This window comes from Bacillus pumilus (genome assembly GCF_003431975.1).
GTDB lineage: Bacteria > Bacillota > Bacilli > Bacillales > Bacillaceae > Bacillus > Bacillus pumilus_N.
Genome location: NZ_CP027116.1, coordinates 289,084 through 311,681, shown reverse-complemented (window position 1 = coordinate 311,681; position 22,598 = coordinate 289,084). Strand labels below are relative to the sequence as shown.

General features: G+C 42.2%; 22 protein-coding genes. 4 read left to right on the top strand and 18 right to left on the bottom strand.

All coding sequences use genetic code 11. The annotated features are described in order from the left end of the window. The first annotated feature begins 135 nt into the window (after nt 1–135). Nucleotides 136–1,263, top strand: a complete 1,128-nt coding sequence (locus C5695_RS01685) for a M20 peptidase aminoacylase family protein (protein ID WP_117728570.1) — start codon at nt 136–138, stop codon at nt 1,261–1,263. Nucleotides 1,264–1,308: 45 nt separating this feature from the next. On the opposite strand, the gene C5695_RS01680 is transcribed toward C5695_RS01685, so the two are convergent. The 15 genes from C5695_RS01680 to C5695_RS01610 form a co-directional block, all read right to left on the bottom strand. Further along, nucleotides 1,309–2,031, bottom strand: a complete 723-nt coding sequence (locus C5695_RS01680) for an SDR family oxidoreductase (protein ID WP_117728567.1) — start codon at nt 2,029–2,031, stop codon at nt 1,309–1,311. A gap of 128 nt (nt 2,032–2,159) precedes the next feature. Then, the gene (locus C5695_RS01675; RefSeq protein ID WP_233230781.1) at nt 2,160–2,912 is read right to left on the bottom strand and encodes an alpha/beta fold hydrolase; all 753 of its coding nucleotides are present in this window, start codon (nt 2,910–2,912) and stop codon (nt 2,160–2,162) included. A 109-nt stretch (nt 2,913–3,021) separates the two neighbouring features. Then, complete coding sequence (locus C5695_RS01670; RefSeq protein ID WP_117728563.1) at nt 3,022–3,903, bottom strand: glycine betaine ABC transporter substrate-binding protein; 882 nt, start codon at nt 3,901–3,903, stop codon at nt 3,022–3,024. After that, nucleotides 3,903–4,748 (bottom strand): glycine/proline betaine ABC transporter permease subunit OpuAB, encoded by an 846-nt coding sequence (opuAB, locus tag C5695_RS01665; RefSeq protein ID WP_117732973.1) that lies wholly within the window; start codon nt 4,746–4,748, stop codon nt 3,903–3,905. The genes C5695_RS01670 and opuAB overlap by 1 nt, the downstream gene beginning before the upstream one ends. Before the next feature lie 10 nt (nt 4,749–4,758). Then, the gene (gene opuAA / locus C5695_RS01660) at nt 4,759–6,027 is read right to left on the bottom strand and encodes a glycine/proline betaine ABC transporter ATP-binding protein OpuAA (RefSeq protein WP_117728561.1); all 1,269 of its coding nucleotides are present in this window, start codon (nt 6,025–6,027) and stop codon (nt 4,759–4,761) included. A 401-nt stretch (nt 6,028–6,428) separates the two neighbouring features. Further along, nucleotides 6,429–7,523, bottom strand: coding sequence for a toxic anion resistance protein (locus C5695_RS01655; RefSeq protein ID WP_117728559.1), 1,095 nt, complete (start codon nt 7,521–7,523; stop codon nt 6,429–6,431). Between the two features lie 14 nt (nt 7,524–7,537). Beyond that, complete coding sequence (locus C5695_RS01650) at nt 7,538–9,154, bottom strand: YceG family protein (RefSeq protein ID WP_117728557.1); 1,617 nt, start codon at nt 9,152–9,154, stop codon at nt 7,538–7,540. A 71-nt stretch (nt 9,155–9,225) separates the two neighbouring features. Next, nucleotides 9,226–10,041 carry an HAD family hydrolase gene (locus C5695_RS01645; RefSeq protein WP_117728555.1) on the bottom strand — a complete coding sequence of 272 codons (816 nt, stop codon included), beginning with the start codon at nt 10,039–10,041 and terminating at the stop codon, nt 9,226–9,228. Further along, nucleotides 10,038–11,147 (bottom strand): cysteine protease StiP family protein, encoded by a 1,110-nt coding sequence (locus tag C5695_RS01640; protein WP_117728553.1) that lies wholly within the window; start codon nt 11,145–11,147, stop codon nt 10,038–10,040. The genes C5695_RS01645 and C5695_RS01640 overlap by 4 nt, the downstream gene beginning before the upstream one ends. Further along, the gene (locus C5695_RS01635) at nt 11,140–12,471 is read right to left on the bottom strand and encodes a phosphoribosyltransferase family protein (RefSeq protein WP_117728551.1); all 1,332 of its coding nucleotides are present in this window, start codon (nt 12,469–12,471) and stop codon (nt 11,140–11,142) included. Before C5695_RS01635 ends, C5695_RS01640 begins: the two co-directional genes overlap by 8 nt. After that, entirely contained in the window at nt 12,461–13,651 is a 1,191-nt protein-coding gene (locus tag C5695_RS01630) for an HpcH/HpaI aldolase/citrate lyase family protein (protein ID WP_117728548.1), read from the bottom strand. The genes C5695_RS01635 and C5695_RS01630 overlap by 11 nt, the downstream gene beginning before the upstream one ends. Nucleotides 13,652–13,745: 94 nt before the next feature. Beyond that, complete coding sequence (locus C5695_RS01625) at nt 13,746–14,525, bottom strand: TerC family protein (RefSeq protein WP_117728545.1); 780 nt, start codon at nt 14,523–14,525, stop codon at nt 13,746–13,748. 140 nt (nt 14,526–14,665) lie between these two features. Beyond that, nucleotides 14,666–15,244, bottom strand: a complete 579-nt coding sequence (locus C5695_RS01620; RefSeq protein ID WP_034664245.1) for a TerD family protein — start codon at nt 15,242–15,244, stop codon at nt 14,666–14,668. A 45-nt stretch (nt 15,245–15,289) separates the two neighbouring features. Then, a complete protein-coding gene (locus tag C5695_RS01615) occupies nt 15,290–15,871 on the bottom strand; it encodes a TerD family protein (RefSeq protein WP_117728543.1) in 582 nt (193 codons plus the stop codon). Nucleotides 15,872–15,891: 20 nt separating this feature from the next. After that, entirely contained in the window at nt 15,892–16,494 is a 603-nt protein-coding gene (locus C5695_RS01610) for a TerD family protein (RefSeq protein ID WP_058015234.1), read from the bottom strand. A gap of 435 nt (nt 16,495–16,929) precedes the next feature. Here C5695_RS01610 and C5695_RS01605 point away from each other — a divergent pair, with 435 nt between their 5' ends. Together C5695_RS01605 and C5695_RS01600 are read left to right on the top strand one after the other, a co-directional pair. Then, the gene (locus tag C5695_RS01605; protein WP_117728541.1) at nt 16,930–17,922 is read left to right on the top strand and encodes an LLM class flavin-dependent oxidoreductase; all 993 of its coding nucleotides are present in this window, start codon (nt 16,930–16,932) and stop codon (nt 17,920–17,922) included. A gap of 210 nt (nt 17,923–18,132) precedes the next feature. After that, a complete protein-coding gene (locus C5695_RS01600; RefSeq protein WP_117728539.1) occupies nt 18,133–19,173 on the top strand; it encodes an acyltransferase family protein in 1,041 nt (346 codons plus the stop codon). A gap of 19 nt (nt 19,174–19,192) precedes the next feature. Here C5695_RS01600 and C5695_RS01595 read toward each other — a convergent pair whose 3' ends face one another. Together C5695_RS01595 and C5695_RS01590 are read right to left on the bottom strand one after the other, a co-directional pair. Next, the gene (locus C5695_RS01595) at nt 19,193–19,972 is read right to left on the bottom strand and encodes a glucose 1-dehydrogenase (RefSeq protein WP_117728537.1); all 780 of its coding nucleotides are present in this window, start codon (nt 19,970–19,972) and stop codon (nt 19,193–19,195) included. Between the two features lie 119 nt (nt 19,973–20,091). Next, entirely contained in the window at nt 20,092–20,520 is a 429-nt protein-coding gene (locus C5695_RS01590) for a cell wall hydrolase (protein ID WP_099726149.1), read from the bottom strand. A gap of 538 nt (nt 20,521–21,058) precedes the next feature. Here C5695_RS01590 and C5695_RS01585 point away from each other — a divergent pair. Next, the gene (locus C5695_RS01585; protein ID WP_117728535.1) at nt 21,059–22,117 is read left to right on the top strand and encodes a DUF4352 domain-containing protein; all 1,059 of its coding nucleotides are present in this window, start codon (nt 21,059–21,061) and stop codon (nt 22,115–22,117) included. 97 nt (nt 22,118–22,214) lie between these two features. On the opposite strand, the gene C5695_RS01580 is transcribed toward C5695_RS01585, so the two are convergent. After that, nucleotides 22,215–22,550, bottom strand: coding sequence for a hypothetical protein (locus C5695_RS01580; protein ID WP_117732971.1), 336 nt, complete (start codon nt 22,548–22,550; stop codon nt 22,215–22,217). Between the last annotated feature and the right edge of the window lie 48 nt (nt 22,551–22,598).

The window sequence follows — 22,598 nt, the reverse complement described above, 5'->3', positions numbered from 1 at the left end:
CCCGATCGGAATTTCACTTAATTTTCTGAATAATCAAATGATGTGTTATATTATAAACACTGATGATATTTAAGATCAATATTATTTCACTAAAAGAATGTTTTGGCAGATTTTCTGTCAGCTAGGAGGCTACTCATGACAACTTTGACAAACGACATGCAGCAAACCGTGAAAGACATCTTTGAACACCTGCACGCCCACCCAGAAATCAGCTGGGAAGAAACGAATACGACAGCTTATCTTGAAGGCATATTAAAGAAAATGGGCTGCAACACTCGAACATTTGACGATTGTACAGGGGTCATCGGTGAAATGGGAGAAGGCACACCAGTGGTCGCTGTGAGAGCTGATATTGATGCACTTTGGCAGGAAGTAGATGGTGAGTTTCAAGCCAATCATTCATGTGGTCACGACGCACACATGACAATGGCCCTCGGTACTTTCATGGCTCTAAAGGAAAAGGACCTCCCGAACGGCACCATCCGATTCATTTTTCAGCCAGCCGAAGAAAAAGGCGGCGGTGCGCTGAAAATGATTGAAAAAGGTGTGTTAGCAGATGTCGATTACTTATACGGCGTGCATGTGCGCCCCATTCAAGAAACATTAAACGGACGCTGTGCTCCTGCGATCTTGCATGGTTCGAGTAATCATTACATCGGCACAATTATTGGAGAGGAAGCCCACGGTGCACGCCCGCATCTTGGAGTCAACGTCATTGAAGTCGCTGCTACCCTCGTTCAGAGACTAGCGCATATCCATGTTGATCCACGGGTCGCACATTCTGTGAAAATGACCAACCTGAATGCTGGCGGAGGCAGTTCAAACATCATCCCTGGCAAAGCTTCTTTTACATTAGACGTCCGTGCGCAGACCAACGAAGTGATGGATGAACTAGAAAAAGAAATCGAAAGAGCCGTTCATTCTGTAGCAGATGCCTTTGGTGCTTCCATTACCCTTTCAACGGATCACCGTCTGCCTGCCGCAACCTTAAATGAGGAAGCTGTTCAGTTCATGTCTCATGCCATTGAACAGGTTTTAGGCAAAGAGCAGCTTGATCCTCCAATCGTGACGACAGGCGGAGAGGATTTTCACTTTTATGCAGCAAAGGTTCCGCATATCAAATCGTCGATGCTTGGTTTAGGCTGTGATCTAAAGCCTGGGCTTCACCATCCGTATATGACATTCGACCGTTCTGCTATCTTTACCGGCATTGAGATTTTGACTGAAGCTGTTTATCAAACCCTTCAGCAGCATTCATCTTAAAATGAAAAACCACCCGTTTTCCTTTAAACGGGTGGTCTGCTTGTATTATGCATTCACATCTGACATCGCTGGGACATTGATTTCTTTTACACAAGATACTCTTGATAAATGAATCACACATCTCGCTAGCTCCACAATATCTTGTACAGGGATTCTCGTTTCATCATATAGAGCGATGGCTTTTTCGGCACCATCTTCATATGGTACCTCCGCTGCCAGCTCTCCCGGATTGATGCAGGTGACAGATATTTTATCTTTTCTCACATGCTCTCTCAGTGCATTCACAATTCCGCGCAAACCAAATTTAGATGCGACAAAAGAAACTTGTGACAGATTTGTATGATCGAGTCCCGCCGTTGAACCAATCACGATGATTTTTCCATTTTCCGATTTTCTTACGTACGGGAGCAATGCTTGGATGTATGCAATCGTTGAAGTGACGTTCACATTGATTAAATGAGCGATATCCTCTGGCTGATCGTGATCGAATGAATAATCATCTTCAAAGCCTCGTTTTTCCCATAAGCCGACGTTATAGATGAGGACATCAATGGTTTTGTTCTCCAATGCTTCGATCATGTATGGGATATGAGATTGGCTTGATAAATCTATTTTCAGCCAAATTCTATGTACACCGTCATCTAACTTCAAACTGCTTGGTTCACTACGTGACACAATCCAAACTGTATCTCCACTGGAAGGAAGACCTTTGACAAAAGCATCTCCTAACCCTTGACTTGCACCGAAAATCATATAGTTTTTACTCATTGCTCCTCCTTCGATGGTTCACAAGCTTTCAATCAGACAACAGAACAGTCCATCTGTAAGCGTTTTATACCTATATCATACACGTTCTAAGAGACGACTGCTCCTTTTATGCCTGCCTTCACTTTCGGCTACTTGATTTCCTTTAATTCCGCTGGTAACGTACGTTCTTCTATAAAGCATTGAATCATATCAATAAACAGTTCTTTCTTTTCAAACGTAAATGTATGTCCAATAGCGGGAACAACGACACCTGTTGCCTGCGGATGTGCATTCGTTATTTTCTTTGCTGACCGTTTCATAATACCTTTTTCCTTTTCTCCCACTGTGACAAGAATCCGTGCCTTCGCTTGTTGGAACGTATCTGGAAGCTTGTAGTGGAGGTTTTCTTGAAACATCGAAAGAAGGGTTTTCTTCTGTAAATGCTTCGAATCCGTCGCATAGTGATTCAGTACACCGTTTGGAAGTCCCATCTTTTCAGCTTGGAGCTGGATAAACCAATCTTTCTTTAATAATGGATACGTCAGAGGTAAAAGAGGTCTCACCATCAAGTAAAGCCATGGCAATGGCATTACAAGGGCGCTGTTGATGACGGCTATATCTACGATGTCAGGTTCTCTTGATAACACATCAACGGCAACCTGTGCACCTAGAGAGAATCCAATGAGTATCACTGTACGGCCGTGTGCATGCTGCCTGATCCATGAAATGACTTCAAGAGTGTTTTCTTGCATGGAAAACGAGTGTTCATTTGCCCTTGTCCCATGACCAATGAGATCAGGGGTATAGCATTCATACCCTTCCTTAAATGTTTCTATCTGCTCCTGCCACATCCAGCTGCTTACTCCTCCGCCATGCAGGAAAATCATAACGGGCTTATCCATCATCAACAACTCCTCAACCATCCTTATATAAGAAAAAAGCAGCCGCTTTTTGAGCAGACTGCTTTTTCATATGCTCCCTTCTATTATAGGGGAACTGTTATGCAATTGGCTATTTTTTCAAATCTTCGATAGAGTTTACGTTTTTCATATAAGTCGGAACCACTAGACCCATGCGAAGACCTTTCATACTTGTACCAAGATCATCATATTTCCCTTTAAACTTCGCTGCATACGTTTTATGCGTATTTGGCAGCCAAGCCGATAATGATGCATCCGCACTTCCGGTAGCAATTGCTGTCCACATTGGACCTGCTTCCACCTGAGTCAAGGTGACTTTAAACCCGAGTTCACGCAATACTTCTGCAGCGACATTCGTACTGGCAATCTCACTATCCCACGCAACGTAGGCAAGATTGACTTTGTCTCCGTTTGACTTTTTCACGCCTTTTGTCCATTTCGCTACTTGATCTTTATGCTTTTTCACATATTTAACAGCAGCATCCTTTGGGTTGATACCATCTTGGATATCAATCATGACTTCGCCCATGTCATCTTGAGACCATTTAAACTGACTCAGCATTTTAGCTGCTTCTGGTTGATCTTTTTCAAACCCTTTACGTGAAATCGTATGAATTTCTTCCGCTTCACCGTAGGATTTTTTTGGATCATCTAAATATTTTAAATCGTAGCGGGAAAACATCCAGTGTGGATTCCAGCCAGTGATGATGATTGGCTTTTTACGGTCGTAAGATTTCTTGAGTGTTGCAGTCATGGCTGCACTTGATGCAGACACAACCGTCCAATCCTCTAAGCCGTAATCCTTTTTCGCTTGATCCGTCAGCGCCATAATACCTGATCCCGGATCAATGCCGATAATGGTTTTATTGACCTGCTGTGCTGCACTTGCATTTGAATCTGTTTGTGCACCACAAGCAGCTAGTAAAAAGACAAACAGGGCGGTCATCCCAATGTAGAGAGACTTTTTCCACATTAAGCATTCCCCCTGGTTTTTTTCGTTTTAATGTTTTGTGTAATACGGTCAAGTGTAATTGCCACAATAACAATGGCAATACCAGCTTCAAAACCAATTCCTGTTTTCAGCTGCGTTACCGCACTATATACTTCTGAACCAAGTCCTGGTGCACCTACCATTGCCGCAATAACGACCATTGATAGAGCAAGCATGATACTTTGGTTAATACCAGCTAGGATGGTTTTTGTTGCAAGTGGAAGCTGAACTTTGAACAAACGCTGGAATGTCGTTGAACCAAATGCTTCTGTTGCTTCAATTAAATCTGCTGGTACTTGTTTAATACCGAGAATGGTCATACGAATCGTTGGAGGCATAGAGAAAATAACCGATGCCACAACCCCAGGTACAACCCCAATATTAAAGAAGAAGATCGCTGGTAATAGATAAACGAATGCAGGCATTGTCTGCATTAAATCTAAAATAGGTGTCACAATTTTACGCACCGTTTCCTTCTGTGATGCCCAAATACCGATCGGAACCCCGATCACGATGGAAATAACCACAGCCGTCAAAACGAGCGCAAGTGTTTGAAGCATTGGCTGCCAGTAGCCTAAATAGTCGATCAGCAAAAATCCAATAAGTGTGAAAAGAGCAACTCCTCTTGTACTGATCCACCAAGCAATAGCGGCAAAAATAATGGTTAAAATAATAGATGGAATCACACCAAGTGCTGCGACAATTCCATTTACTGTGCCAGCTAATCCATTTGTGATGCCATCAAAGAAACCACCAAACGTTAATGTTAACCAGTCAACAAATTGATCAATGTAATCCGCGAACGGAATTCTAGGTAAATCACTCATACTAAACATCTTATTCTACCTCCTGTGCAGAAGGCTCTTGTGTTTTAATTTCCTCAAGCTTATTAGCAGACATGTTGATATACTCATCATTACCTGATAACGCACCAATTAATGCACCTCTGACCACAATACCCTTCATTCTGTTTTTCTCGTCAACAACGGCAATTGGAATGTTTGCTGCATCAGACACTGCATCAAAGATTTCTGTCAAATACGTATTTTCCAATACGGTCGTAAATTCTTTATCAAGAACTGTTTCGAGCGATGCGTTCGATTCTGCCGCCTTTTTCGCTGCTTGTGCAGAAATAACACCTAATAAATGCTTTTTCTTATCGACTGCATAGATTGACGATATCCCAAGGTTTTTCATGAGCGTAAGTGCAACACGAGCCCCTTTGTCGATCTGAACTGTTTCTGCACGTTTCATAATATGACCAGCGGTTAATACTTTAGAAAGGTCGACATCTTCAACGAAACGTTCAACATATTCATTCGATGGGTTCATCAAGATTTCTTCTGGTGTTCCGATTTGAACGATATTCCCGTCCTTCATGAGCACGATACGGTCGCCAATTCGAAGCGCCTCATCTAAATCATGGGTAATGAAAATGATCGTTTTTCCGACTGATGTATGAAGCTCAAGTAATTCATCCTGCATATCTTTACGAATTAATGGATCGAGTGCGCTGAATGCTTCATCCATTAATAAGATGTCAGGGTCATTTGCTAGTGCACGTGCCAATCCAACACGTTGCTGCATCCCGCCACTTAATTGGTTTGGATACTGCTCTTCAAAGCCTTCAAGTCCAACAAGCTTCAAAGATTCAAGTGCTTTTGATCTGCGCTCTTCTTTGTCTACACCTTGTAATTCAAGACCGTACTCTGTGTTCTCAAGAATGGTACGGTGCGGGAACAATGCGAAGTTTTGGAAGACCATGCTGATCTTTTTCCGTCTGACTTCACGCAATTGATCCTTTGACATATTTGTTATCATATCCCCATCAATATATATTTCGCCGGAGGTTGGTTCGATTAACCTATTTAGCAGCCGCACAAGTGTGGACTTTCCGCTCCCTGATAGCCCCATGATGACAAATATCTCGCCGTCATACACATCAAAATTTGCTCGATTGACACCAACGGTAGCGCCGGTCTCTTTCAGGATTTCTCTCTTTGTTTTCCCTTTTTCAAGCATTTGAGATGCTTTTTTAGCATTTTTACCGAAAATTTTAGATACATTATTTATCTTGATTTTGATCGTTCTCTCTTCAGAATTCATTTTTTCCCTCCAAATTAGCATCTTAATAACCGTAACACAAGCGTTATGATGCAAACAATCTTTAGAATTCGCTTATTTCCGCACAATATGTATGAATTCCATATAGAGGTCTGGTGATTAGAGTTTATACGCCGTATTACTCGTAAATCCTATAGAATGCTTCATAAACTACATATTTCACGGGGTATATTCTCTCATCAGACATTATTTTACTGGAACTTCCTAATTGTGCTAAAAAATAACTCAAATCCTCGTCATTGCGGACTTTTTCAATCATGGGTGAACCATTACCCTGAACAGGATTTACCCGAAAATGGTCACATAAAAACCTTTTTCATTCAAATTTTAATGAAAATATTAAACAAGCTGTCTGAAACTTTAGTTACAGACAGCTTGTTTTTTTAGGACTCTAGGGCAGCTCGCTTAATATTATCTTGCAGCTCAAGCATACGCTTTGTTCCATCTTCGCGTAATCGTTTGTTTTCTTCTTCGATCTGTTTCGTCTCTTTCATCCCTTGTACAATTGTATTGAAGGAAGATTCGATCGTTTCAATATCGATACTTGGACGCCCAGACAATTTGGCAATCTCCACACTTTGACTTGAAATGTTTTCCGCATTTCGTTTCAGCATTTCATTTGTTCTTCTATCCAGCTCACTCATTGAATCAGCCACAAGCTTTTGTCTCTTCACTGTCACAGCTTGAATGATTCCATTTTTAAAGATTGGAATAGTGATGATGAACGCCGAGTTGATTTTACCGATTAATTTCGTATTACCACGCTGCAGCAAACGGATTTGCGGTGCTGTTTGAAGAGCCACCATTCGTGCCATATCAAGGTCATATACACGCTCTTCTAAGGCTTGAATGCCGTTGCGAAGCGTATCAAGCTCCATTTGTGCCAGCTGATTTCCACCAGCCGCTTTTTCTTCATAAGAAGGGACCAATTGCTTTAATTCTTCGATTTTCATTTGACCTGCAACGACATACTTTTCAAGCTCCATATAGTATTGAATATTATGCTCATACATTTCTTCAAGCGTCACAGTCGATTTGGTCATTTCATCTTTATATTTACTGATTTCCACATTAATTTTTTCAATCTCTGCACCGAGCGTTTGATATTTACTGAAAATCTTTTCAATCATGCTGCCGCCGCGCTTAAAGATTTTTGACAACAAACCACCCTTTGGCTCGTCAAAATCATTTTTATCAAAGCGATCCATAATTTTCCCTAGCTGCGTCAGCATCGTTCCTGAGTCAGTCACGCTTGTTGAACGCATCATTGAAAGAATACGATCAGAGAACTTAGAAATTTCTACAGCTGGCTGTTTTCCGTATTCAAGCAGTTCTATTTGATTTTTCGCATCGATTTGTCTCGCAATATTTTGAACTTCTGGTTCATTTCGAAGCTGGACGCGAATATCGTCTGCCTTCTCAATGGTGATTTCCTCTTTATCAATTGAAATGATGTCATTTCCATTTGTATTTGTCATAAGCTTTGATCTCCTTATCGATTTTTAATAGATTGAAATAACTTTCTGACGATGGACGGCTCTTTAAAATCCTGATTCATAACCATCTCATCGAGCCAATGGGTATCAAATAATTGGGCATCTATATATTTCTCAATACACTGATATCCCGCCGGATGATATACGAAGAGATCCACACCCATTTCATTTAGGAAAATCAGGGCGGCCGCATCAGAACGAGTCAGCTCACCATTATATTCCGTATGGTATAAAATCACTTTCGGTACGGTTTGTGCATAATCAAAGGTTTGAATGAGTTCAATGAGCTCCTGGCTTATGTGCAGAACCTGCTTGAATAAATAAATACGAACATCTAATTCGGTCTCATTGCCTTCTTTTAACAGCTTCGGATGCTGACAGATTCGAGATACCGCCTCTGCTATCGCACGCTGCGCGCCTTCATATAGATGTGAAAATTGCCAGACATTGCTTTTCATTAATAATTCAGGATCAATCTCTCCAGCAGAAGAAAGCGCATGTTGATAATGAAATTGATAATTCGAAGACACTTCATTCGTAAAAGGAAAATGTCGAATGGTCTTCGTCTCTTTCCCTTCCATTAACGTGTGGATACGATCCCAGTATTCCCGCTTGTCCCGTGTGACCCCCATCATTTTCGCAAAGAGATTCGGAATCTGTATCGTGTCCCGATCTGCTTGAAAATTAGGGCGGATAAAGGAACGTTCCTTTGCAATTAAAAATAGCTCATCATACGTTGTCTTCAGCGTAATGGAATGAGGGGTATGATCTCTGAATTGCCATGGCTTATACAGCATTGAATCTTCCGTGTGAAGCACCTCTTCAAGCTCTCTTGTCGAGCGGTACGCCACCGTTGATTTCCTCTCAGGCTTTTCAGTAGGGAACGGTTCAAGCTTTGAAGTTCCCGGATACTGATCAATAAAAGTCAGCTTTTCTTCTGGATCTAGTTCTCGGAACGAATCCTTGCCTTCTGGATGAAATAACACAACATCACAGCCAATCAGCATGACATAGTAAAGAAAATAAAGCTGACTTTTATTCGCCTCTCCATACCAAATGACAGCCGGCATTTTTTCTTCTATATGGGCTTCCGTCAGCCATGGACCTAGATGATTATTTGAAAACTTCACGACATCCAGCAAAACCCGGCGGAAATCGGGATGCTGAAACCCGCCCTCATGCAGCTGTTTGAAATGCTCAAACACCTTGATCAAGGAAAGACGGATATGACGGTTCATCACAGGGTTTGGATGGCGTACAATCAGCTGCTCACCATCTAAAAAAGCCACAAAGCGATTGACAGACAATCCCTTTTCTTCTTGGTTAATCAAATGAATACGTTGAAGCGCTTGAAAATGCTCGGGTTCAATATGACGATTGAGCGTTTCACTTAAAATATGAATGCCATCTGTTTCATATAATTCATGTAAATAAATAAAATAATCGGTTGCATCATGCGGAGTTCCAAGGACCCGGGCGGCGAGACTCGGCAAGGACAAGGTATGCTCATCCTTGACATAGCCATCTCTTTCAGGGAGCGGCTTTTTCAGCACGTTTTTCCAGGCTTCCTGCTTCGCCCGTGTATGGTTGACATTCATTTCTTTATAACTCACGCCGCTCCTTCCTTTCTCCTATATTTTCTTGGAAAGCTACTACTATCATATCATTCTGCCTTCTATTTCTGCTATCGAATTGAGGGCTTTTTTGTGATCGTTAGCTGCTTCTTGACACAAGCGGTAATCTCATCTGCTGCTGCCATGCCATATGCTGCTGTCGGCTCCAGCGATGGATCAAAGTCGAGCACTTCCCCATGCCTTGGGACAAAGCCCATATCTGCCTCATGAATGAGACCGGCATCTAACAGAGAATCCCCTGCACCATATACATATTCCAGCTCCAGACGTTCCTTTAGAAACGCAACAGCATCCCACTTATTAAGCGGCTGTGGAATAAAATAAAGCTTCCGTCCCTGAAGAGATACCTGCCAGCCTCTCTCCTCACCCCACAGCTTCAATTCGGCAAGCGGAATGTGAGACAGATACTCATCTTTCATAATCAAATAAAGAAATCTTCCCTCTGCTGTCCGGGTACGCTTGACCCATGCCGCAATCGGAAGGTCGGAGATGGCTCTTAGCATCTCTCTGACTGACATACACGCTTTGAGTCTCTTATCAACGATGACCTGCCAATCCTCAAGCGGCTTGCCATGATGAAGGATACAGCCCCCATTTGTCGTGATGGCAAATTCCGGTTCGAGCTCTTGCTGAAAAAAGGTGATCCGTTCATACTGAGCTGTCGTTCTTGTTGTCACTGGAATAAACCAGCCCAGTTGATGAATCGCCTGCAAGGATGTTTTCGTTTCAATCGACATATAGGAAAGCGGCCGTTCGTCCAGCACCTCCACTAAATCATAATCTCCTGCATAATCATACTGATCCAGCACTCGATGTGAGTAAATCAGTGTCCGGTCTAAATCGCTGGCAAACGCACTTGTCTTCATAACGTTTGCTCCAGCGGACGAATGAGTCCACAGCACGTGTAGGACATATTGGCATATTCAATGACAGGAACGCCTCTATCTTCTGCCAGAAGCAAGATATGCTTCAGCTTCTCCTGAGATCCAGGCTGAATCAAGATTTTCCAAGGGATTCTTCTCAGCAGAACGCGGGTCGTTTCACCAACACCCGGTTTAATCAAATGGGTGTTTTCAATTTGAAACTCCTGACCGATCGCTTCAATGGACGCCATCCCCCGCCAGTCAGCAGGCGTCCCTTGTGCAAGGATACTCTCTGCTTTCTCTTGTACATTTGGTTCGAGGCTAGAAAAGGCTTCTTCAATCGTATCCACATACAAATTGGACACATCCTCTTCTAGTAGCTCTGCATAATATTTCGCCCCATGGAAATCATCGGCATGGATCCAGCGGTTGTTTAGCACCGTACGACTGACAAGTCCAGATACCGTCGAATTCAGGCAAGCACTTGGAATGAGAAAATCCTCTCTCGTTCCGTAGACATTTGTACAATAGCCAGGGTCAGCGAGTACAGCTAGTTCACTAGACAGACGAACATCATACTTTTTTTCAAAATCAATCACAGCTTTTTGAAGCTCTCTGGAAATGGCACCTTTTCCGGTCCAACCATCAATAAAGGCAATCTCATAGCCCGGATGTTCTTTGAGCATATAATGCAGTGCATTCTCATCTATTCCTCGGTCACGAATAATAGAGATGCTGTAATGAGGAAGATCAAGACCATATGTCTTTCGAATATATCGTTTGATGAGCACCCCGATCGGTGTCCCCGCTCTAGCCAAACTGCAAAGCACCGTTTGAAATCCACGCTTTTTCACAATCTGTTCTGCCACCACGGCTACGGCTTCTGCTACCTTTTGCTTACTTTCATTGAGAGATTGATAGAATAAATCCATATAAGATGCCGTTGGTTTATACTCAATCGGGAGCATTTCTGAATAATGCGCACCGCTCTGAATCGAACGCTCCCGCTCCTCTGTACTTTTCTCCATCTCAATGGATGATAAATCTTTGAGTAAGAAGGTTACATCCTGCTTTGGATAGCTTCCCATCTTTGTATACACATTAGCCATTCACCTTCACCTCGTCTGATAAAGTCACAATATGCACATGCTTCACATGCCGCTCGGCAAATAAGTGAACCAGTGGAAGCAATGCCTTCTGAGAGACCTTTTTCTCAAAAAAGAGAAATACATCATCATATTGACCTTTTGGTATGTTGTACACGTAGTGCTGAATTCGCGCATCCTCTGGACTCACAAAGGAAAAACCATTTTGGACAGCGTATCCATCCTTCTCTACTGGATGAATTGGGCTTCTCGTCGTTGAATGAAAGAGAACGCCTTCTCCCATATGTGCAGCCAGTCTCATGGGCACATACATTAGCTCACCTGTCCCTAAACAAAGTGTCTGTTTTCCTTTGCGTTCCTGCTTTAGTGTCTGCCCGGCCTTTGCAGCTGCTTCGTCGATGACTGCCGTATCTGCTGCGTTTAAGCCAAAACGACCCGTTTCATGTATATAAGGCGAATGACCCGCCAAATTGGTTGCATGAGAAAGTGCATACGGCACTTGCCTAAAGAAAGATTGAAGAGAGTGAAATGAGAGACTTGGCCGATGCTCTTGCTCAGCAATCTCATACGAATAAACTGGCTCATCCAGCGTATTACCCCGAAAGACCATTTGCCCTTTTAATAAAGACAATGATGTGATGTGAATCCCCAGCTCCTCTTCAAGCTGACTCATGGCTTTCTCATGCTCCTCTGTCCGCCAGTCCAAAATCGAAAGAATGGTGTAAGAATGCCGCGGGTGCTTTGCATGAAGGTCCCGAATGATATTGATATTCGTACGGCCTGTCGTCACTTCATCATCAACTAACACGATGGGGCGGTTTGTGCGAAGTAATGCTTCGTCTGCATAACAAAGCTGATCCGTTGCATGCGAATGCTCTTCTTCAAATATCAATGAAGGATCAAGATTCAGCAGCTGTTCACGTGTCGTATGAATATAAGACGCTCCTTCTATTACGTCATACACACCATGACCAAGTGCTGTTGCTGTCTCTGCAAAGCCGATCACGATGGGCTCTTTTCCTGCTGACAGCTTCTCTTTTTTGAGCGCCTCATAGGCTTCAGTTAACGTCGTGTGATCCTCCGTCTTGAGTGCCTCTACTAACAGGTCTTGATGCGGGAATGTTTTGCCTGTTTGCTCTTTAGCATACGCCATGGCTAAAAGACCCGAGACAAGGAGCGGTTTTACTGGATGAACAGGAATGTGTTTACCAAGCACCTTACTAACGAACAAAAAGGCTCTCTTTTTGTTCACTCTTGCCGCCATCTCAAAAAGATGCTCTTTTTCCAGCTGAAGCGCACCTTCTTTGAGTTCAATTTCAACTTCCATATGTTCCAAGATGCTCAGCGTATGCGGCTTCTGCTTCTGTGAGTATGTCGATATAGCTTCTATTTTCATGAAACACCCCGTAAATATCTGACTTCATTAAAATGTGCTCTGCCCAACGGTAATGTGGCTTCGTTTCATTCATTTTATTAGAAAAGGTACTCTTCAACACACCAACTGTGCCGTCTGCATGTTCAAGAATGCTTAATGCGTCCATGTACTCTTCCTTCGACACCACGTACATGCTTTGAACCGGTTTAAGATGTGTTGGATGAATGACCGTCTTTCCATGAATGCCGTTTGCCACATCGAGTTTTGTTTCCTTGAGTAAACCTTGTACGTCATCAAATTCAGATGAAGACGGTTCACCGTTCTTATGAGAAAGCGCACGGATAAATGGTTTTTGTTCCTTTCGTGCAGGGCCAAAGTGTTCCCACACAGCCCCAGACACCACAAAAGAACGCCCAAAATAATTGATGATATCTGTGATCAAATCAGCAATCAATTTGATCTCATAGATGGTCGTGTCGCGATCACGACGAATCCCGTACAAACCACAAAGATCCGTTGCCCCAATGCGAATATTCAAAATATATTCCTCGTCATTCAGGAAGATCTGCTTCAACTCTGACAACACCGTATATCTTGTTTCTTTTTCTATTAAATCGGGTGTTTCCAAAATGGGCATCCCATAAAGGGTTGTCTGCGTGTCGGAAGATGCCTGTTTCAAATTGCTCAAATAATCCTTCGCATTATGAACTGAACACTTCGGGAACACAAAGCCGGTAAGTAATTGAAGAGAGGAACCGAGCAAGTCTGCCATTTTGAGCAGTTGTTTCGGCGAACGAACGCGAATAAATATAAGAGGCAAATGTTCAGCCGTTTCAGGAACATGCGTGACTTTCTCTTTGAGACTGGCCAGTTGTGCTACTAGATTCCGTTCGGCCATGTCCACTTCTTGATCTCCAATGGCATCCTCCAAGCAAAACACAACAGAGCAAAGTGCTTCATATTTCTGCGACAGCAGCATCTCTGCTATATCTTGTCTTGTCGCAGGCATATACAAAGTAGCACCTAATGCATGTGCAAGTACATGCCTCGGCGTCAGTGAATGCATCGCCACCGGGCGCTTGAAAAAAAGATCATGCTGCCTTGCCTCTGATAAAAATCGAAAATACCTCATGCTGTGCCACCTCCTGTTGTCTAGAGAAAATAAATAACCTGATGATTCAAAAAAGGATGGAGCCGCTAGTCAACTCCATTCCTTTTTGATCGTCCTATTCTTCTTTTGAAGCCGCAGCTTCATTTGTCACACCTTGATGTTTCTTCTTATTGATTTTATGAACAATAAACGTCCCGATAAACGCTAGAATAATAATCGCAAAGAATGCAAGATGCGGAATTTCAATATGAGCAGCACTCAAGCCCATTTTGATCGCAATAATCCCAATGAGAATAAACGCTGTATTCTCAAGCTCTGGAATGCGATCAATGAGAACAAGGAATAGCTGTGCGACTGTACGCATCATGAGAATACCAAGCATTCCGCCTAATAGCAGAATCCATACTTCTTCAGATACAGCGAATGCCGCAAGAATACTGTCAACCGAGAAGGCAAGGTCCATAATTTCCACAGAAATAACGGTTGCCCAGAATATGCCGAATACACGAACCATCCAGCCTTCTTTTTTCAATTCCTTCGCTTCATCATCTCCGTCACCTAACCAGAAATGCTTAATGACAAGCCATGCTAAATATGCAGCTCCGAGAACTTTGATCCACCAGAACTTAATAAGCAGCATCCCTACACCAATAAATAGAAAACGGAAGAAATAAGCGCCAATTAATCCGTAGGTTAATGCCTTCTTACGCTGCTTTTCTGGTAAATGTTTCACCATAACAGCTAATACAAGCGCGTTATCTGCTGATAACAATCCTTCAAGCACAACAAGGGTTCCAATGAGCCCCCAAGAGACAGGGTTTGTTAATACCTCTCCCCACATATGCCAATCAAAAAACGAGGCATACGTGTCCAACATATGTTTCAAAATGTCCAACTGGTTTTCCTCCTATAAGTGTAGAAGCATCAGCAGGCTTTCGCCTGCTGTTATTCTTGATCGCTGTTTCTTTCTCACTTTGGAAAAAGCCCTCATATGAGTCATTGGCAGCGCCTCTTGAATGAATTTGTTTCTATTGTTTACACTTCTAACCCATAATTTTGACAAAGAGCTGCAAGTCCGCCAGAGAATCCGCTTCCGATGGCGTTGAACTTCCAATCGCTTCCGTGGCGGTACAATTCACATACCACAACAGCTGTTTCGATTGAGAAGTCTTCCCCTAAATCAAAGCGAATCAATTCTTCCCCGCCCTCTTCATTTACAACACGAACAAATGCATTAGAAACTTGTCCAAAATTTTGGCTGCGAGTCTCTGCATCATGAATCGTCACTGTAATTCCGATACGATCAATGTTAGCAGGAATTTTTGAGAAATCAACGAGAATTTGCTCGTCATCTCCATCTCCTTCACCCGTCCGGTTATCACCTGTATGTGTGACACTGCCGCTTGGGTGCTGAAGGTTATTGTAGAAAACAAAGTCTGTGTCCTGCTGACAACGATTGTTTGCATCTACTAAGAAAGCCGAAGCGTCCAAATCAAATTCGGCTCCGCCAGAATATTTATTCGTATCCCAGCCAAGACCGATCATTACTTTCGTCAGCCCTGGGTTGGTTTTTGTTAGATCGACACGTTGTCCTTTTGAAAGCTGAATCGCCATATTCGTACCTCTCCTGTCTTTGAAAATATGAACGCGAGCCGTTCGTTACCCGATATCTAAGCCAAAATCCGTCGCAATGCGGGCAAGTCCGCCTTGATAGCCTGATCCAACAGCTGAGAATTTCCACTCTCCGCCATGACGGTATAATTCACCTACAATAATCGCTGTCTCGATTGAGAAATCCTCTGCCAAATCGTAGCGAATGAGTTCTTCATTTGATGCTGCATTTAAAATACGTACATATGCGTTAGACACTTGTCCGAAATTTTGACTGCGCGCTTCTGCATCATGAATCGTAATGACAAATGAAATCTTTTCAATACTCGCTGGCACAGCTGATAAATCAACATTGACCTGCTCGTCATCTCCGTCTCCTTCACCAGTGCGGTTATCGCCTGTATGTACGACACTGCCGCCCCCGCCAGTTGTTTGATTGTAAAAGACAAAATCAGATGGTGAGCTTGCCTTACCTGCCGCGTCTAAAAGAAATACACTTGCGTCTAGATCAAAGTCATGTCCGCCGTCATACTTATTGACATCCCAGCCAAGACCAACGACCACTTTTGTTAAACCTGGGTTTGTTTTTGTTAAATCAATTTTTTGACCTTTCGCTAAAGAAATTCCCACCAGGAACCTCTCCCTTCTAATTAAATATAGTTTCTCGTAATATCAGCAAGCTTCGCATCATTTGTCCCGTTCCCAACAGCTGCAAACTTCCAATCATTCTCATGACGGTAAAGCTCTCCAACGATTAATGATGTTTTCCCTGCATACTCATCTTTTAAATTATATTTCACTAATTCTTGGTTGTTTGAACGATCAACAATACGAATATACGCATTTTGAATCATACCAAAGTGTTGATTTCTTCTCAGTGCATCATAGATGTTCACAACAAACACCAATTTATTCACATTACCTGGCACCTTGCTCAAGTTGACGAGGACTTGTTCATCATCTCCGTCTCCTTCACCAGTCAGGTTGTCACCTGTATGCTCGACACTGCCACACTTACTTTTCAAGTTGCCAAAATAAATCAAATCTTTATTTTCCGTAAACTTATCATTTTTCAGCATGAGCACTGAAGCATCACAATCAATATCAGCGCCGCCTCCGCCGCCAAACAGCTTTCCTAAAAATCCGCCACCTTGTGATACAGGGTCCCAGCCAAGTCCAACTAGAATATTCGTTAGTCCTGCCTTCCCTTTTGTTAAATCAATACGTTGACCTTTTTCTAATGTAATTGCCAAATCAATCACTCCTCCAGCATAATAAAAATCTATTTATTAAGCGATGGACCCTATTAAAATCATCATACATGAAAATTCGACAAAATTCATGACATGACCTTGGAGCCTCTTACTCTTTTTTCTATTTACTAGTATATACGATCTATGCTCAAGATAGGTTTCAAACAGATGATATTTTTTTAACGAAAGGTGTATGTTGAAAATGGTTCATGTCGTAAAAGAAGTGTTTCATGTGAAACATTGTCGAATGTTCACGGTAAGAAGCTCTAGCTGAATGCACAGATTGCAGGCGTTATTTCATTCGATTTATATGTTGATATAGAATATATCAACGCCTGTGATCAGGAAATAAACCCTTTCGTTTCCTTCCATTCATGGATTTCTTTATACTTGATGCAACAGAACATTTACCGTTTCGATGAAAGGATGTTGATGATGCCATCACTTCATATATTAGATCAAGTCGCCATTCCTAAAGGGCAGACAGCACAGGAGGCATTGATTCACACAACAAAGCTGGCTCAGCTTGCGGAAACTCTTGGGTATGAGCGTTATTGGTTTGCTGAACACCACAGTACAAGAGGGCTTGCTAGTACAGCACCTGAAATATTAATGGCACATATTGCCGCTCATACATCGACTTTGCGTACCGGCTCTGGCGGCATTTTACTTCCGCAGTACAGTCCTTTTAAAATCGCAGAGGTCACGCGTCAGCTTGAAGCCCTTTATCCTGGACGAATCGAGCTCGGTGTCGGAAAGTCCCCAGGCGGAATAGAAAGAACGAGGCTGGCTTTAACAGACGGCGCGCAAAAAGACCTGTCTCAGTTTGACCGCCAGTTGAAAGATCTTCTATTTTACTTATCTGACAGCCTGCCTTCTGATCATCCACATGCAGGGGTCAAAGCATCTCCGCTCGTTGACGCTCATCCGCCGGTTTGGCTGCTTGGGCTAGGAGAAAATAGTGCCATGCAGGCGGCGGAGCTTGGCATCAACTATATTTTGGGTCACTTTATCCACCCTGCACGCGGCAAGCAAGCATTTGAGACTTACCGATCTCACTTTTCTCCATCAGTCTTTTCCACGCAGCCACACGCTATGTTTGCCGTCTTTGTCATCTGTGCGGAAACAGATGAAGAAGCCGACCAGATCGCCAGCAGTACAGATTTGTGGCTGCTTCGTGTTGAAAAAGGATTAGACAGCCGCGTTCCTTCTATAGAAGAAGCGAGTGCTTATCACTACACCACGCAGGAAAAGAACAAAGTGTTACAAAACCGCCAGCGCATGATTGTTGGCTCAAAAACAACTGTGAAAGAGCAATTACAGATCTTGATGGACCGCTATCAAACGGATGACATCATGATTTTAAACAATTCTTATGATCCGATAGAAAAACAGCGCTCCTTCGAACGAATCGCTGAATTATTTTGAAGCCAATTCCTTGGCTTCTTTTTTACATTGTCATAAAAAATGGGAAATGTAACATCAAGATGTCAAAATCCTTCCGCCTGTCATCTGATCGCAAATGTGTCTTCTAATCGTTAGCGAACTGTAAACGCATAAGAAGTGTACCTTTTATATAGTAGAGGTACATATTCAATGAACAGTTTATGACGCTTAGATGGAAGGAGATGACAGACCATGAAAAAGAGACTCGATTGGGTAGACGCAGCTAAAGGAATCGGCATTCTGCTCGTGGTCATGGCGCATGTGCCCATTCCAGATTCATTAAAGCAATTCATATACTCTTTTCATATGCCCCTATTCTTTTTACTATCAGGCATGATGTTTCGATCATCCTCACACCCCGCTCTGTCATTTATTCAGAAGAAAGCCAAGAGCTTACTCTTGCCCTATCTCTATTTTTCTATCATTACGTATGTGTTCTGGTTATCCGTTACTCGTTTCTTTGCCTTTAAGGGACAAACGGATATTGACCCTTTCGTTCCATTTACAGGTATCTTTATATCCAATGCAGATGAAGCAAGACTCACACATAACCCAGCCATCTGGTTTTTAACGACGCTCTTCTTAGTAGAAATCTTATTTTTCTTTATGCACCGTCTGACAAAAGGAAAGCCTGTTGTCTTGATCTTACTGACCGTTCTTTGCGGAGGTGCCGGATATGCCTCTACCTTGCTTTTAGACCAAAGTCTACCTTGGAATGCCAATGTCGCCTTGACGGCTGTCGTGTTTTATTCCATTGGATTTTTGGCAAAGAAGTGGTTTGTGGAATTAAAAACAGACCCAACCCTTCTTCTTTGTACAGGTCTGCTTGTACTGACGGCTTACATGCAAAGCTTTAATTCACGAATCGATATGCGTGTGAATGACTATGGTGATCTTTTTCTTTTCTATGCATGTGCACTGCTCGGTTCAGCTGCCGTGATTTATTTAAGTTTCAAATTCAAAACGTCCCCTATTTTGACGTATCTCGGACGAAATTCCATTGTCATTCTTGTCTTGCAGTTTGCCGGCATCGATATCATGAAAGCATTTGTTTATTATGGGCTTGGTATCAATATTGCAGATACAGCACAGCTCTCTTGGACACTCTTTTACACGATTGGGACATTGCTGCTTATGGTGCCATGTATCTCCTTCCTGAGCAAGTACCCGATGCTGCTCGGCAAACCAGCCAAAGCCGCACACCGCTACGAACAAAAAACATCCGCCGGCTGATCGGGCGGATGTTTTTGGATTAATCATTGATTTGAGAAGGGTAAAGCGTCATTCCTCCATCGACAAATAAAGTGGTGCCTGTGATATACGAAGCTTCCTTAGATACGAGGAATGCAGCAGCGGACCCAATCTCCTTCGGTTCGCCAAATGCTCTCATCGGAATCTTTTCAAGCTGCTTTTGTTTTTTCTGTTCATCCTGCAAATCATCATTCGATTCGGTCGCCATTGTACCTGGTGCAATCGCATTGATCCGAATACCTGCTTCCGCATAATCAAGAGCCAGCGTTTTTGTCATCATGTTCATTCCGCCTTTGGAAGTGGAATAATGAACATTAAACGGGCGCGGTATTTCCTGATGGACACTGGATATATTTAAAATAGACCCTTTGATGTCATGCTCCATCATATAGGCGATTGCAGCCTTTGCCCCTAAAAAGGCGCCTGTGATATTCACATCAATAACTTTTTGCCATTGCTCGAGCGTCATCTCATGCGGCATCGCTTCTTCACCATTAAAGCCTGAATTATTGACGAACACATCGACTGTACCGAAATGCTCCAGTGCTGTATCCATGATCGCTTGAATTCCTTCCTCTTTGGAGACATCCGCGTGTACCTTCACCGCCCTACCTCCGTGCTGCTGAATGGCTTGAACCGTTTCTTCAGCACCCTCTTCATCACCTTTATAGTTCACAACCACATTCATTTGCTCTTGTCCAAATCGCAATGCGATAGCTTGTCCGATTCCTTTTGAAGAACCTGTCACAATGGCTGTTTTCCCTCTTAAATCTTGATACATCTTGATTTCCTCCAATCACGAGCTTCATCTTGTTGATACAGAGTGGTTACCCATTTTGAAAAAAAGAAAAACACAACCCTCTGCCATTGTTGACTAAGAGGATTGTGCTGTTCATCAAGCTAAAAGGTGTTATAGACATTTTCACATGTTTCAGCGGTTGGCTGATAAAAACAATGCGACTTATACCTCGCCACAAACGGCTGATTGTACCAAGTCGGCGGGCAATTCCCAGGCGGTTTAAAATACCAAAGGCTGAATTTCGCCGGCCAAAATCGTTCTCCGTTAATATTCCTCCGCGCAAGTGCTTTTTCCGTTTCTCTTGCTCGTTGATAAAAGTAACCATGTGTGACTGCTTCAAATGCATGCTCCTGATAAATCATTTGTGGAATCGTACGCAGCCCTTTAAAGTCAGAGCAGTTGGCACGCAACCGGTTGATGCCTACATTTCCTACGAGCAGCATCCCTTGCTTCCCTTCACCCTCTGCCTCCGCTCTCAGCAGTCTGGCCATTAAATCAATATCAGAGCTTGTCGCTCTTACCACTGCCATAGATCCACCTCCATTTTGTTTCTCTTTTATTTTATGTGGCGTTTCTGTGTAGATGACTGCCATTTTGACAGGAAAAAACACGTTCAGTGTCGAGAGCCTGTCTAAACATCTGAATATTTTGCTGGACATGTGTCTCTTTTCCAACAACACTCAAACCAAGTGACCATACATATAACAGGAAAAATTATTCATTACTATAGACTCAATTACAAGTCATATAAATCCTTCTAATTGCTACATCTTCTTCAAAAACAGTCATTTGAACCTATTCATTAATCCGACTCAAAACCTTAAAATATAAAATGTTGAGCTTTTACAGGAGATATCAAATCATAATTTACAAGTTTCTCCTCTCAACTTAGTGTCATTTTTACTACTTGAAGCTAGGCAACGGTTGAAACGCACTGAAGTATTGACAGTACTTTCGCTTCATTCTACAGTAAAAAACATACAGTATTTTTCTTTTTGTGCAAAAAGAATGATATGAACTAACGCTTTCCAATGAAATTCACCATAAACCCGAGGAGGAAAACACGTCATGTTTAAAAAGAAATTATCCCTGTTTCTTCTGATCTTGTGTGTCACTGTTGTCGCTGCTGCTTGTAGTGGTGGAAAAGACAAATCAGCTGCGAAAGAAAAAGATACAAAATCCCTTGATACAGCTGAGGTAAAGGTAGAAAGTGCTGAGTACACGTTACCACCTCAATACGATACATCTGTACAGGATGATCAGTATGTACTAAAAGTGAACGTATCTGTAAAAAATATCAGCAAAGAGCCTCTAAATGTTGATAAAAGCAACTTCACGCTTTACCAAGATGATGCACAGGTGTCTACGATCTCTCCAGATGATTACAACGAAGTATTATCGTCTAGCTCTCTCAATGCAGACAAAGTATTAAAAGGCGGTCTTTTCTATGTTGTTGACAAAGACAAAGACTATCAGCTTGTGTACACAGAGCCAGGTAGTGGTTCTAAAAAAGATGACAAAACACTAGAATTCGATATTAAAGGTAAAGACTTAATGAAAAAAGCAGATACACTTCAAGCGTCTGCAAAAGCTCTTTCTTCTTATATTGACGTCATGATTTTTGGTAAGAATAACGACGAGTTCGAAAAACTAACAGGTGATAACAAATCGACTGTTGTAAACGAATTTGATAAATCATTCAAACAAGGTTACATCACATCATCAGGTATTTCTTCTAGCTCAGCGAAGGATGAAAACCTTGATAAGCTTCTAAAAGCTGTGAAAGAAACATTAGCTGAAAAATCAAAAGTATCAACAAAAACAAAAGCCATCAGTGGGGATAAAGCCGTTGTGACTGTAACTCTTACACCAATTGATGCAAGCCCGCTTGTCGATCGTTTGAAAGAAAAAGCAACTGAGTTCTACAGCAAAAACCGTACAGCCTCTTATGATGAGGCACAAAAATATTTACTCTCGATCTACCCAGAAGAGTTTAAAAAATTAGGACCATCATCTACTGAAGAAACAGTTGAAGTCAACATGAAGAAAAATGACATCGACCAATGGAAACTTGATTTGAACGATTACAAAACAAGCTCATTGGTTGAAAAATTCATCAAGAACTAATGAAAAACCCCCGATGCCGGGGGTTTTTTGTTATGATTTTTCGTTTGATCCCTATATTTAATTCCGAATTACAGCCAAGAAAGTAAGATACGGTCTATTATGAAGGATTTTCTTTTACAGCTTCATACTCTTTTATCACCTCAACCGGATCAACCGCATCCTCCTCTTGTGCGTATTCCTCTAGATAAGGATCCATTAATTTCTCAAACTTTTGCTCATCGTCTACTAAAGCAACATACGTTTCATATCCTTCAAAATCAGATGGATATAAATGTGCAACGGAACTACCCGTTTCTAATGCCTCATCTATCGCTTTTCTTAATTCCAATAACCCTTTCCTGTTTCCCAAAATAAAAGCTTCAAAATGGTGGGTTTGTTGAGCATATATATTACATAGCTCTAGCACATCATCGTCTTCTGTTTGATAAGACATACACGAATCACCTCTTTTTAAAAAAAGGATAATAATGTAATTTCCATC